Consider the following 13,286-nt stretch of genomic DNA (forward strand, 5'->3'; position numbering starts at 1 on the left):
TTGCAGCATTACTACTATCTGTTATTAGACGTTTTTAGTTTTCTGATTCCCTTCCTTTTCAGTTTTGAAAGGAAACGTATGCATTTTATCCAGTACTGGAAGCCTTTTTTTTCGGCAATCCTTATTGTTGGTCTATTTTTCATTGCGTGGGACATCTGGTTCACTCATCTGGGTGTCTGGGGTTTTAATGATGACTATCTCATCGGCGTCCGCATTGCGGAAATGCCGCTGGAAGAGTATCTGTTTTTCCTGCTGATTCCGTATGCCAGCGTATTTATTCACTATGCACTGGAGTATTTTCTGCCTAAGGTTGTACTAAGTAAATCGGTTTCTCAGTATCTCTCACTGTTCCTCTTTGTTTTGAGTTCGGTTGTGGCAATTTTCAACACTGATAAAATTTATACGTTTACTGCCTTCGGCATTTTTGCCCTGCTTCTGATGTTGCAGATTATTTTCAGGTGGAAGTATGCTTCTCGTTTTTATATAAGCTTCCTGGTAATTTATATTCCGTTCTATTTCGTTAATAATGCTCTTACAGGCAACTATTCAGTAAAGCCAGTGGTTTTCTATGATAATGCGGAAAATTTAGGTATCCGCGTAGGAACCATGCCATTGGAAGACAGTTTTTACTGTTTCGCACTTTTGTACGGTATTGTACTGGTCTTTGAGTATCTGAAAAAAAAATGGCAGAATCCTTTAACAATGATAGAATGAATCTGAAAATTAGCAAACAGTCCGGAATTTACACGCTGACTTCTGAGCAACTATTGCCGATCTCACTTGATGAGGCCTGGGCTTTTTTTACGGTTCCCGGTAATCTGGACCGCATTACTCCTGCAGAAATGAAATTCAGCATTACCAATAATCCGGGTCTGCATACCTATCAGGGTCAGATAATTACCTATACTATTGGGATATTACCTTTTGTGAAAAGCAACTGGATTACAGAAATTACGCACTTTGTACCGAAAAAGTTCTTTGTTGATGAACAGCGGTTCGGACCGTATTCCATGTGGCATCATGAGCACCATTTTACGGAAACTGAAGATGGAAATGTAGTGATGACAGATATTGTTAACTTTAAGATGCCTTTTGGAATTATTGGCGATATACTTGCAGGTAAAGTGGTGAAGAACCGGGTGGTTTTCATTTTCGAAAGCCGCCATAAAATTTTGAAGCAACTGTTCATATAATGAAGATTTTTCTCACCGGTGCCACAGGTTATATTGGCAAGCGCTTACTGATCCAGCTTTTGGAAGAAGGTCACACCGTGGTATGTTCTGTGCGCGACCGCAGAAGGTTTGGTACGCGCCTTTACAAAAATCACATGGAGCGATTGGAAATCGTTGAGAATGATTTCCTGGACTCCCAAACATTAAACAATATACCTGAGGATGTAGAAGTAGCCTATTACCTTGTTCATTCCATGTCCTCCGGCGAGGGCGATTTTGCTGAAAAGGAAAAGCAGTCTGCGGATAATTTCCGGGCAGCCATGGAACAGACACAGGTAAAGCAGGTTATTTTCCTGACGGGTATCGTAAACGAAGAAAAACTGTCCAAACATTTAGAGTCGCGTAAAAGGGTAGAAGAGTCTCTCAAAAGTCATAAATATGCACTTACAAGTCTGCGCGCAGGCATCATTGTTGGCTCCGGCAGCGCATCTTTTGAAATTGTACGTGATCTGGTAGAGAAACTTCCGGTGATGATTGCACCTAAATGGCTCGACACAAAATGTCAGCCTGTCGCTATCCGGAATGTGATTCAGTTTCTGGTAGGTGTACTTGGCAAAGATTTTACCTTCAATAAAAATTACGACATAGCGGGTACGGATATTTTGACGTATAAACAGATGCTGCTGCAGTACGCCAGCGTCCGTGGCCTGACAAGGAGAATTTATATGGTTCCGGTTATGACACCAAAACTGTCTTCCTACTGGCTTTACTTCATTACAAGCACCAGTTATCCTTTAGCGAAAAATCTGGTGGACAGTATGAAAATAAATGTAATAGCAGAACCGAATACGCTCTCTGAACAGCTTGGAATTAAGCTGTTTTCGTATAGGGAAGCCATTGAGATGGCTTTCGACAAAATAAAGCAGAACAACGTACTGTCCAGCTGGTACGATTCATTCACCGGCCCGTTTCATGCACGCAATGTGTGGCAGTACCTTGAAGTTCCCTCGAAGGGTTGTTTTAAAGATATCCGTTCAATGAAGGTTGATGATGAAAATGCTGCCATAAGCCGTGTTTTCAGCATTGGTGGAAATACAGGTTGGTATTATGCTGATTTCCTTTGGAGAATCAGAGGTTTTCTGGATAAGATGTTCGGGGGCGTAGGCCTGCACCGCGGCCGCAGGAATTTTGATGATCTGGAAGCCGGTGATTCAGTAGACTTCTGGCGGGTTCTTTATGCTGATAAGAATGAAAAGCGACTTTTGCTTTTTGCCGAAATGAAACTTCCCGGTGAAGCGTGGCTGGAATTCCGGATTAAGGATGGTGTCCTGCATCAGGAAGCTACTTTCAGACCGTTGGGTTTGTCCGGAAGACTGTACTGGTATGCGGTTCTGCCCTTTCACGGGCTTATTTTTAACGGGATGCTGCGAAAACTTGCCGGTGCGTAACAAAATTTGCCCGAAACATACTTCAAGAAAAGTCTTTTATTGCTTACCATGTATTTTTCGTTGCTCAATAACCGATAGAATAAAAAATAAAAGCGGAAAGCCAAAGTACACGGCTAAAATTATTAAAGTGATTTTTATTTGTACATACCTTTTTTCGTCAAAAATAGATTTGTCAATTAAAACATTATCATCTTTTTCAAGCTGAATAATGTCAATGGTATTCTGAGTTTTAACGGGTGGACTATGGTAAATTCTCACCAGATCGTCCTCGTTAAGGATGGAGAAAATTTTGTCATATTGCTTCTTATCCTTTGATAAGAAGGAATACAAGTTGCCATTTCCTTTTAATTTAACAAAAAGAACTTTAGTTTTGCTTTTAATAGGAAGTCTTTTGTAAGCATTCCCTTTATGAACTTTTTCTGTAAAGCCCACAATGTCAATTTTTCCTGTTGATATATTGAAATCATCTTTGCTCTTTGAGATATCGTTGATTTGAAGATACAGCAGAAATGATAGAATGCATGGCAAAAGACCAAGTATTAAAATCCATTTAAAATAATTTCTTGCTGTTTGGAGGACATTAACCATGTAAGACATTAAAATATAAGGGCTCTATATTCAATCTATTTTATAAACTAATTCTACTCTAAACCTACAGAATCATCACCGCGACTGTCTGCAATTGCTGTGGCCACACCTTTTTCATCAATGACGATCAATTCTGTCCTGCCAATCTGTTCCGTTTTAACAAAACTGTAATTCTTTTTGATCAGTGACTCTATTGTCTTTTCTGGAAACGTCCTTTCAACAAGAACACCTTCGGGAAGCCACTGGTGATGGAATTTTGGTGAATTTACAGCATCGGCGGCATTCAATCCAAAATCCACAATATTTACTATCGACTGAAAAACTGATGTAGGGATTGTTGTGCCGCCCGGAGTTCCTACAATGATAAAAGGTTTACCGTTTTTCAAAACAATTGTAGGTGTCATTGAACTGAGCATCCTCTTTCCGGGCTGAACCGAATTTGCCTCACCGCCCACTGCACCGAACATATTGGGCACACCGGGTTTTATTGAGAAGTCATCCATTTCATTATTCAGGAAAAAACCCGCGCCCGCTACGACCACTTTGCTTCCGTAAAGCCCGTTAAGAGTTGTGGTAACAGCCACAGCATTGCCTTCACGGTCCAGAATAGAGATGTGTGTGGTCTCGGTAGACTCCTCCGGCTGCTTTGTAATCTTGCCGACTGCCGCACTGGGGGTGGCCCAATTTCTGTCAAAACTTTTCCAGCGTTTTTTCAGATAGTCATCGGAAATAAGCATTTGTGTCCTGTCTTCAATGAAATGGGGATCTCCCATATATTCCGCGCGGTCGGCAAAGGCGCGGCGCTCGGCTTCTACCATGATCTGAACCGCTACCGGCGAATTATGCCTGTGGTTTCCAAGATTTTCAAAAGACGACATTTTCAGCATTTGCGCCAGTAAAATACCACCACTTGATGGTAATGGCATCGACAGAATCTCATTTTCTTTATAGTTGAACATGATGGGTTTTCTTTCTATAACTCTGTAATTCTTCAGATCTCCCATCTCAATAATACCATTGCCCCGTTTCATCTCAGCTACTATAAGCCGGGCTGTCTCGCCTTGATAAAATCCTTCAGCACCCTCTTTCTGAATACGTTTCAGTGTTTCTGCCAAATCTTTTTGAATTAATATATCTCCTTTCTTCCATTTACTTTTTCTCTGAAAAACGGTCTGTATTTTATTGTGACGTTCAAAGGACGGCATCTCTCTGTTTAGTAAGGATGCCTCGCGATCGGTTATGGCGAAACCTTTCTGAGCCAGTTCAATTGCAGGCTGAATAAGAACCTTCATTGGAAGTTTGCAATGTTTCAAAGTGGCGAAAAAACCGGCGACTGAGCCCGGAACTCCAACCGCCAGTCTTCCGTTTTGCGAAAGGTCGGTATCTGCATTACCTTTTTTGTCGAGATACATATCCCGGTAAGCTTTTGACGGTGCAGTTTCGCGGTAATCGAGCGTGAATTTTTCGCCATTTGTTTTAGTTGCGACCAGAAAACCGCCCCCGCCAAGATTTCCTGCCTGCGGATAGACAACGGCAAGCGCCAGCTGGGTGGCTACGGCGGCATCGAATGCATTGCCTTGCTTCCTTAACATGAGTGCACCCGCTTCACTGGCCAGTGGATGAGCGCTTACAATCAGGCCCTTGTCTTTAGTACGGACTTCCTTTACAATTTTAATCTGTGTAAACTGCGAAAAGGCGACACACGGCCAAAGTAGAATAAAGAAAAGTGTATTTTTCATCTCATGAAGTTTTATCAAAAGTAAAGAATACTTTTATTAACGTATCAAATTTTCTAAATTTGCCAACATCTAATTCTAAACAATATACATGGAGTCGTACACGGAAAAAATCCTTATTACAGGTGCCCTTGGCCAGATTGGAACTGAGCTCACAAACAGACTTGTTGAAATACATGGCGCCGAAAATGTGGTGGCTTCGGGACTGGACCGCTATGACAAAAACCTTACGTCGGCAGGTTACTATGAAAGGATGGATGTATCCAATACGCAGCTTGTAAGGCAGGTAGTTAAGGATTACGAAATTACGACAGTGTATCATCTGGCGTCCCTGCTCTCCGGAACTTCGGAAAAGCAGCCGCTGTTCGCCTGGAAGCTGAATGTAGAGCCTCTGCTTAATTTCTGTGAACTTGCGCGTGAAGGTATGCTGAAAAAAGTGTTCTGGCCCAGTTCCATCGCCGTATTCGGTAAAGGAATTCCCAAACATGATGTAGGGCAGGATGTGGTATTGAATCCAACTACGGTATACGGAATCTCGAAGATGGCGGGTGAGAAGTGGTGTGAATACTATTTTGATAAATATGGTGTGGATGTCAGGAGTATCCGTTATCCCGGACTGATTTCCTGGAAAACTCCTGCAGGTGGCGGAACCACAGATTATGCGGTGGAAATCTTTTATGAAGCTGTAGAGAAAGGTAAATATACCAGTTTTATCTCCGAAGATACTGCTATGCCGATGCTGTATATGGATGATGCTATCAATGCTACACTGAAGTTAATGTCGGCACCAAAGGAAAGTCTGACTGTTCGCTCATCATATAATCTAGGAGGAATGTCCTTCACTCCGCATGAGCTGGCCGAAGAAATCAAAAAAGAAATGCCAGATTTTGAAATAGATTATAAGCCCGATTTTCGACAGGCAATTGCCGATTCCTGGCCTTCTTCAATTGATGATTCTGTAGCTAAAAAGGATTGGGGTCTCAAGTATGATTTCGATATTACGGACATGACAAAAGATATGCTTAAGAATCTTAAGGTTAAACTCGGAAGTTAAATATTGGTTTAATACAACCGATTTATAATTATGATAATGAGTTAATTGTAAGTTTAAAGTAAAATGTACTTTAACAATTGATATATACCTGAGTGTAGAATCAAATTAATAAGAAGGGGAATGCTGAATGCATTTCCCCTTTCTATTTCCTACTTTATGTAAGTTCGAAAACTGTAATTTCGGGATGAATACCGACACGTCCAGGGTAGGCTATAACTCCAAAACCGCGGTTCACGTAAAGGTACTTTCCATTGCTTTCATAAAGGTCTGCCCATTTTTTATAGCGGTACTGTACGGGACTCCATTTAATATTCTTCAGATCCAGTCCGAACTGCATCCCGTGTGTATGTCCCGACATGGTGAGCTGTACATTGGACGGATGATTTTTCACCACTTCATCAAAATGGGACGGGTCATGGCTCATCAATAGTTTTATAGCTTCGGACGGTATTCCGGAGGTTGCCTTATTAAGGTCTCCATACTGAGGAAACGGCTTGATGCCCCAATTTTCAACGCCGATTACGTAGAGATCTTCGCCCCTAATATTCAGTTTTCTGTGTTCATTAAGCAGTGTTTCGAAGCCTGCCTGTTTCAGTAATCGAATCAGCGTAGGTATATTTGCTTGCTGTTCCTGCCTGGAAGCCCATTCTCCATAATGCCCATAGTCATGATTTCCCAAAACTGTGAACTTTCCGTCGCGCGCTTTTATTTCTGAGAACAGCGGTATGAATCGTGAAAACTCTTCAGCATAATTATTGACTACATCGCCGGTAAAAAGTACAAGATGAGGCTGCTGACTGTTAATAAGCTCTATAGCCGGACGCAGCTTTTCAGGATTAAAGAAACTGCCGCTGTGCAGGTCAGATATCTGTACAATGCGGTATCCCTTCAACGCTTCAGGCAGATTCGGTATTTTAAGCTTCACTTTTCTCGCTTTATGTCTGTACTTCCCGAATATGATTCCGTCGGTAAAGAGACCTGCAGCAAGTCCGAACAGGCCAATGCCGGCCAGGCTTAGGAATTTCCGGCGACCCGGATATTCAGACGCCGGATCTGAGGTGACATATTGGTAACCAAACTGAAACAGCCTCAAAATGTCGTCTATGAGGAGCATAAGCACCACAAACAGCTTAGGCAGGACGAAAATGAGGAAAACGGAAACAATAATCTGTATCCTGTGATGCTCGCGGTCCGCCCGGTTCATTGTGAGTATCAGATAAATTAGTGTTGCATAGGTGAGTACGGTAACTATCCAGTACATTGTTTTGGCCGCGCTTTTATCAAAAATATTCCGGAAGGCCTGAAAGACATAGAATTCAAGAATAAAAATCAGGACGGTGAATATCAGAAAGTTTCTTTGCATATGATTAAAGACTAAAAAGGCACAAAACTTAGAAAATTTTGTGCCTAAAATGAGTTAATTAAATATTATTTATGGAAATCTGTAAACGATGCAGTTAATATTCATGCCTGCACCAACTGATGCCAGCAGAATATTACCTTTTTCCCTGAAGCTGTGACCTTCCATCTGACCTTTTATAATAAGGTTAAACATTGTAGGTACTGTTGCAACGGAAGAATTGCCTAAATATTGGATGGTCATCGGGGCAATAATCTGGTCATAATCCGTGCGGTCATACAGTTTCATAAGTCTGTCTATTATCGCATGGTCCATTTTGGCGTTCGCCTGATGCAGCAGGATCTTATTAATATCGTCTATATGAAGACCTGCGTTGTCCAGTGTGGCCTTCATAGCCACAGGAACATTTTTCAGCGCATATTCGTAAATCTTGCGTCCCTGCATCCGTACATACAGCGGCAATTGGTTGGCCTCCTTGTTTAATGAGGGTGCGTTTTCCAGATAGGTAAGTTCCGCATCATTGTCGCAGATTGTGTTATATTCCAGAATACCCACATTTTCCTCCTCGGTAGCTTTTACAACTACGGCACCGGCACCGTCGGCGAAGATCATTTTGTTTCTGTCGTAAGGGTCGGTAACACGGCTTAAAGTTTCGGCACCCACCACCAAAATCATTTTAGCAGCCCCGGCTTTAATCAGGTGATTAGCCATAATCATGGACTCTACCCATCCCGGACATCCGAAAATCATATCGTAGGTGATACATTTGCGGTTCTTTATTCCCAGTTTATTCTTAAGGCGGGCAGCCATATTAGGCATGAAGTTGGAGCGTGTGCTTTCACTTACCTCACCAAAGTTACTGGCGTAAATAATGTAATCCAGTTCCTCGGGATTGATGCCGGCATCCTGAATGGCTTCCTGTGCGGCAGCCAGACCGATGTCGGAGTTCATTTGGGTGTCATCTACATATCTCCGTGTTTCAATCTCCGTGATTTCAACGAATTTATCGATGACTTCAGGATTCGGTTTATTGATGCGCTGGCCTTCATCGGTGTAGAATTCGGTATCCAGGAAATGATCTCTACCTACTACCACCGGGGGAAGATAGCTTCCTGAACCTATTATTATTGTACTCGGCATTTAAATAAAAATATACCTGCAAATGTATGAATTAAAATCTACAGGGCAGAACCAAAAATATTACTAAATTTGCAGAAATAACCCTGAAAAACAATGAAGAAAAACCCCGCCTTAACAGGCTTTATAATATCCGTTTTGGTTGTGATAATGGCATTTGGGGTCTATTTTGTTTTCCTGGCGAAGAAAGACTACTTCCTGGTGGATAATCCCACCCCTGAAGTTTATTATTTCCGCCTGAATGATGATGACGAGCGGATCATCACCTCAGGACAGTATATTAAGGTCGATATGCCCAGGGGCAAAAACAGCATTAAGGTTTATGATGAGAAGAAAACCATGCTGTACGATTCAGTTTTTACGGTGAACAAAGGTCGGGGACTGCTGAATATTTCACATCAGGATTATTATATCAATACGCAGTATTATGGTTACGACCTGAAACGGGATTCGCTGCTTACAGCCATAGGAACCACAATGATTGATGGTAAGGCCTACCATGGCGCACCTAAACTTTTCAACAGTTTATATACTGATGATTTCTACTATAACCTGGATGAAAAATACGACCCTGTGGTGAAGAATATACAGAAAGTGGAGGCGCGGACCAAGATTTTCAGAAAACAGGATTTCCTGAATTACTACAAAGAATACTATCAATTTTAATACACAGATTTGGAACAGATAAAGCCCTATAACTCAGATGCCAGCAAGAAGAGTGAGGTAGAGGACATGTTTGACAACATAGCTCCGAAATACGATTTGCTGAACCATGTACTTTCAATGAAAATTGATGTGGCCTGGAGAAATACACTTGTAAAGTGGATGAAGATGGACGGCGTGCAAAAAGTCCTGGACGTGGCCACAGGGACGGGAGATCTGGCCATTGCGGTGCAGAAAGGAACGCAGGCCGAGGTCGTGGGTTTGGATTTGTCTCAGCAAATGTTAAATGTTGGTATAGTTAAAATAAAAAAACTTAATTTAGACGGCAGAATTTCCATGCAGAAAGGTGACGCAGAGAACCTTCCTTTTAGTGATAACAGTTTTGACGCTGTATCGGTGGCATTTGGGGTGAGAAATTTTGAAAATCTGAGCAGAGGACTGACAGAACTTAAAAGGGTAGTGAAGGAAAACCGAAGTGTTTATATTCTGGAATTTTCTAAGGTTGAAGGGTTTTTGGGACCATTCTATATGTTCTATTTCCGGAATATCCTGCCAAGGATAGGGAAATTGATTTCCAAGGATCACAGGGCCTACAGTTATCTGCCGGATTCGGTGAACGCCTTTCCGTATGGAGAGAAAATGAAGAACATATTGCTGGAAACAGGATTTAAGAATGTTGAGTACAAAAAACTGAGTTTAGGTATTGCCACTATTTATAAAGCTACCAAATGATATCCGGAATTGCTGGATGTTCTAAAAATTAATATAACACATGAACAGAATTTTATTTAAGTCGTTGGTCCTATCGTCGTTAGCGTTTGCCACCTTTGCAGATGCACAGTTCCGAACAAGAAACCGAATGGATAAACTGGAGAGTTTTGACCAACAGAAGTTCAGCTGGGGCTTTTATCTTAATGGGGCAATGTACGATTACCGTCTGGTACTGGATCCAAGATACGGGATGGATGTGAACCATAACCTCGTTACTTCCAAGCCAAGCTACGGTTTTGGTGCAGGACTTATAGGTAAGATGCGTCTGAACGACCATTTCGATTTAAGGCTGGAACCCGGATTGCAGTTTATTCAGAGGGAACTTCGTTTCGAGACGCAGACGAATGATCAGTACTCTGCCGGTACACTTACCAATCCTCCTTTTGCTCCAATGGAGCTTACGGAAGCAGATAAAGTCCGTACCGTGAAGGCAACAATGCTGGATATTCCTGCATTGATCGAAGTACATGGAGACCGCTGGTACAATACACGGGCCTATGCCGCGGCAGGGGTAAATTATATTATGAACCTGCAGTCCAACGCGAATAATACGGATGATAACCTGCAGGGTGTTTTCCGCTCCACAACACATAATTTTGCCTGGTCTGCAGAGATGGGTGTACAGATTTATTTCAGCAGATTTAAACTTACCCCAGGATTCAGAGGCACATTTTTCCTTAATAATGAGATGGTATCAGATGATCCGGGCACTCCTCCATATTGGGCAAAATCAATAAGCACAGCACAGTCCCGCGCGTTCATGTTCATACTGAAATTTGAATAAGTTTAAAATTCTGCTAAATATGAAAGAAGGTTTGTTCAAGCCTTCTTTTTTTATATTCAGGCGTTAAATACTGAGCGCTAAAGTGCCTGATTTCAAATTAATTTTATACTTTTGCTTAAATGTTAGAATTTTAAAGACCTGGAATGCTTAAAGAATTAGAAAATAATTTTTCTGAATTGGAAAGAAAAATATCTAATGTAAATAAGGATTACAGGAATCTTTATACAAAATATAGGGATCTGGAAAAAGAATACGCTGAGCTGCAGAGCAAATATGATGAAGAGCGTAAAAAAAGCCAGGTACTCGCAGAAGAACAGAAGAAAATAAAACTTTATTCAGCAATATCAGGAAATCCGGAGCATAACCGCCTTATGAAAAGCCATATCAACCGGCTTATTAAGGAAGTGGACTCCTGTATCGCAGAGCTTCAAAACAGTGGATTGTAATGGATGTAAGGCGTATTACCATCAATGTAGCCGGCAGGGTGTATCCACTTAATGTACCGGCCGCCGAAGAGGAAACACTCCGCAAGGTGGGCAAGCAGATCGAAGCTATGATAAAGGATTTTGAGCTTAATTTCGATGTCCGGGATAAGCAGGATGCACTGGCAATGTGCGCTCTTAAACTGGGCACCAATGCTGAAGTATCGGCCAAAGCTAACGAAAAGAATATAAATGCTTCCAATGACAGGCTGATGAAGATCAATCAGTTGCTGGAAGACCTGGAAAAGTAGATTTTTCTTTTCCTTAAAGTACTGCCTACAATAGTTCTAACACATTAAAGGTAAACTCAACGCTAAACAATTACCGAGCAAAAGTCCAGTGAATGGCGTGCCGCAACCGCGGATTACAGACATTGGGAATCAGTTCAAATCGTGTTGATTAGGAGTTTACTCTATATCACTGAACTGTTGTGGGCTTTTTTTATTTAAAAACATTATCATAATATAAACAAGATTAATAAAACGCAATATGACAACAACTGTTATTATCGTAGGCATCCTCGCACTGGTCATTGGGGCCGTGCTTGGGATGGTTTTTTCCCGAAGTTCACTAAATACCAAGGCTAAATTCATTCTGGAAGATGCAAAAAAGAATGCCGAAAACATTATAGAAACTGCAAATGTAAAGGCCGAATCCGTACGCAAGGACAAAGAGTCCCAGGCGAAGGTGAAGTTTCTGGAACTTAAATCTCAGCATGATGGCGAGATTCAGAGCCGTGAAAAGAAAATGCAGGATGCAGAGAAAAGAATCCGCGACAAAGAGCAGAAACTTAATGACGAACTTAGCAAGACCGGTAAACTGGAAAAAGACCTGGACAGACAGATTGCGGATTATTCAACCAAGCATGAAATTCTTGAAAAGAAACAGCAGGACCTTGATGCGGTAATCGCTCAGAAAGTTGAAATCCTGGAAAAAATTGCAAATTACAGTGCCGAAGACGCAAAAGCTGAACTTGTGGAGGCAATGAAAGCTGAAGCAAAGAGCCGCGCGCAGTCTCACGTGCAAAGCATCATGGAAGAAGCGCAGCTTAATGCCAAGCAGGAGGCCAGAAAAATTGTTATCCAAACGATACAGCGTATAGGTACTGAGCAGGCTATCGAGAATTCTGTTTCTGTTTTCAATATTGAATCAGACGAAATTAAAGGCCGTATTATCGGTAGGGAAGGACGTAATATCCGTGCCCTGGAAGCTGCAACGGGCGTTGAAATTATTGTGGACGATACTCCGGAAGCTATCCTGCTTTCCTGTTTCGATCCGGTAAGACGTGAAATCGCAAGACTGTCCCTGCACAGACTGGTTACAGACGGCAGAATACACCCTGCTAGGATTGAAGAGGTGGTGGAGAAGACCAAGAAAATGATTGAAGAAGAGATCATTGAAGTTGGAAAAAGAACCATAATGGATTTGGGTATTCATGGACTTCATCCTGAACTGGTTAAAATCGTGGGTCGCATGAAGTTCAGGTCTTCTTACGGACAGAATCTTCTTCAGCACTCACGTGAGGTGGCCAACATTGCCGCGACGATGGCTGCGGAGCTTGGACTGAATGTTAAGATGGCTAAAAGAGCTGGATTGCTTCACGATATCGGTAAGGTGCCGGAACAGGAATCCGAGCTACCACACGCACTGTTAGGCATGCAGTGGGCCGAGAAGTATGGCGAAAATGCCGAGGTGGTGAATGCCATCGGTGCGCACCACGACGAGGTTGAGATGACTTCGCTTCTTTCACCGATCATTCAGGTGGCTGATGCGATTTCAGGAGCAAGGCCGGGCGCCAGACGTCAGGTGCTGGAATCTTACATCCAGCGTTTAAAAGACCTTGAAGCGGCAGCGATGAGTTTTGACGGGGTTTCCAGTGCCTATGCCATACAGGCCGGACGTGAACTTCGGGTTATGGTAGAAAGTAACAAGGTGAATGACGACCAGTCCTCACAGCTGTCTTACGATATCTCCGAAAAGATCCAGAACGAGCTTACCTATCCGGGTCAGGTACGTGTAACGGTTATTCGCGAGACCAGATCCGTGAATATTGCGAGATAAATTCGATCAAAATATTTCAACAAATCAATC

At 42.2% G+C, this 13,286-nt stretch carries 14 protein-coding genes; 10 read left to right on the plus strand and 4 right to left on the minus strand.

Going from position 1 to position 13,286, the window contains the following annotated elements; genetic code table 11:
• Genes H1R16_RS12020 through H1R16_RS12030 form a run of 3 tightly spaced genes read left to right on the plus strand, consistent with a single transcriptional unit; the run spans window position 1 to window position 2,620 of the window.
• A complete protein-coding gene (locus H1R16_RS12020; RefSeq protein WP_181886307.1) occupies window positions 1–714 on the plus strand; it encodes a lycopene cyclase domain-containing protein in 714 nt (237 codons plus the stop codon).
• The gene (locus H1R16_RS12025) at window positions 711–1,193 is read left to right on the plus strand and encodes an SRPBCC family protein (RefSeq protein WP_181886306.1); all 483 of its coding nucleotides are present in this window, start codon (window positions 711–713) and stop codon (window positions 1,191–1,193) included. Before H1R16_RS12020 ends, H1R16_RS12025 begins: the two co-directional genes overlap by 4 nt.
• The gene (locus tag H1R16_RS12030) at window positions 1,193–2,620 is read left to right on the plus strand and encodes an SDR family oxidoreductase (RefSeq protein WP_181886305.1); all 1,428 of its coding nucleotides are present in this window, start codon (window positions 1,193–1,195) and stop codon (window positions 2,618–2,620) included. The genes H1R16_RS12025 and H1R16_RS12030 overlap by 1 nt, the downstream gene beginning before the upstream one ends.
• 36 nt (window positions 2,621–2,656) lie before the next feature.
• Here H1R16_RS12030 and H1R16_RS12035 read toward each other — a convergent pair whose 3' ends face one another.
• Complete coding sequence (locus H1R16_RS12035; RefSeq protein WP_181886304.1) at window positions 2,657–3,208, minus strand: hypothetical protein; 552 nt, start codon at window positions 3,206–3,208, stop codon at window positions 2,657–2,659.
• 53 nt (window positions 3,209–3,261) lie between these two features.
• Entirely contained in the window at window positions 3,262–4,947 is a 1,686-nt protein-coding gene (ggt, locus tag H1R16_RS12040) for a gamma-glutamyltransferase (RefSeq protein ID WP_181886303.1), read from the minus strand.
• Between the two features lie 88 nt (window positions 4,948–5,035).
• On the opposite strand from ggt, the gene H1R16_RS12045 reads away from it, so the two are divergent.
• The gene (locus tag H1R16_RS12045) at window positions 5,036–5,998 is read left to right on the plus strand and encodes an NAD-dependent epimerase/dehydratase family protein (protein ID WP_181886302.1); all 963 of its coding nucleotides are present in this window, start codon (window positions 5,036–5,038) and stop codon (window positions 5,996–5,998) included.
• A gap of 154 nt (window positions 5,999–6,152) precedes the next feature.
• On the opposite strand, the gene H1R16_RS12050 is transcribed toward H1R16_RS12045, so the two are convergent.
• Both H1R16_RS12050 and H1R16_RS12055 read right to left on the minus strand, forming a co-directional pair.
• Complete coding sequence (locus tag H1R16_RS12050; RefSeq protein WP_181886301.1) at window positions 6,153–7,361, minus strand: metallophosphoesterase; 1,209 nt, start codon at window positions 7,359–7,361, stop codon at window positions 6,153–6,155.
• Window positions 7,362–7,430: 69 nt separating this feature from the next.
• Window positions 7,431–8,498: a 3-oxoacyl-ACP synthase III family protein gene (locus H1R16_RS12055; RefSeq protein ID WP_181886300.1), complete on the minus strand. Its 1,068-nt coding sequence runs from the start codon at window positions 8,496–8,498 to the stop codon at window positions 7,431–7,433.
• Window positions 8,499–8,591: 93 nt separating this feature from the next.
• Here H1R16_RS12055 and H1R16_RS12060 point away from each other — a divergent pair, with 93 nt between their 5' ends.
• The 6 genes from H1R16_RS12060 (at window position 8,592) to rny (ending at window position 13,256) form a co-directional block, all read left to right on the plus strand.
• On the plus strand, window positions 8,592–9,161 hold the full coding sequence (locus H1R16_RS12060; RefSeq protein ID WP_181886299.1) for a hypothetical protein: 570 nt from the start codon (window positions 8,592–8,594) through the stop codon (window positions 9,159–9,161).
• Window positions 9,162–9,170: 9 nt separating this feature from the next.
• Entirely contained in the window at window positions 9,171–9,890 is a 720-nt protein-coding gene (gene ubiE, locus H1R16_RS12065; RefSeq protein ID WP_181886298.1) for a bifunctional demethylmenaquinone methyltransferase/2-methoxy-6-polyprenyl-1,4-benzoquinol methylase UbiE, read from the plus strand.
• Between the two features lie 40 nt (window positions 9,891–9,930).
• The gene (gene porT, locus H1R16_RS12070) at window positions 9,931–10,713 is read left to right on the plus strand and encodes a type IX secretion/gliding motility protein PorT/SprT (protein WP_181886297.1); all 783 of its coding nucleotides are present in this window, start codon (window positions 9,931–9,933) and stop codon (window positions 10,711–10,713) included.
• Between the two features lie 143 nt (window positions 10,714–10,856).
• Complete coding sequence (locus H1R16_RS12075; RefSeq protein WP_181886296.1) at window positions 10,857–11,159, plus strand: peptide chain release factor 1; 303 nt, start codon at window positions 10,857–10,859, stop codon at window positions 11,157–11,159.
• Window positions 11,159–11,446: a cell division protein ZapA gene (locus H1R16_RS12080; RefSeq protein ID WP_181886295.1), complete on the plus strand. Its 288-nt coding sequence runs from the start codon at window positions 11,159–11,161 to the stop codon at window positions 11,444–11,446. The genes H1R16_RS12075 and H1R16_RS12080 overlap by 1 nt, the downstream gene beginning before the upstream one ends.
• Window positions 11,447–11,684: 238 nt before the next feature.
• Window positions 11,685–13,256: a ribonuclease Y gene (gene rny, locus H1R16_RS12085; protein WP_181886294.1), complete on the plus strand. Its 1,572-nt coding sequence runs from the start codon at window positions 11,685–11,687 to the stop codon at window positions 13,254–13,256.
• Window positions 13,257–13,286: the final 30 nt, after the last annotated feature.

The organism is Marnyiella aurantia (genome assembly GCF_014041915.1).
GTDB lineage: Bacteria > Bacteroidota > Bacteroidia > Flavobacteriales > Weeksellaceae > Marnyiella > Marnyiella aurantia.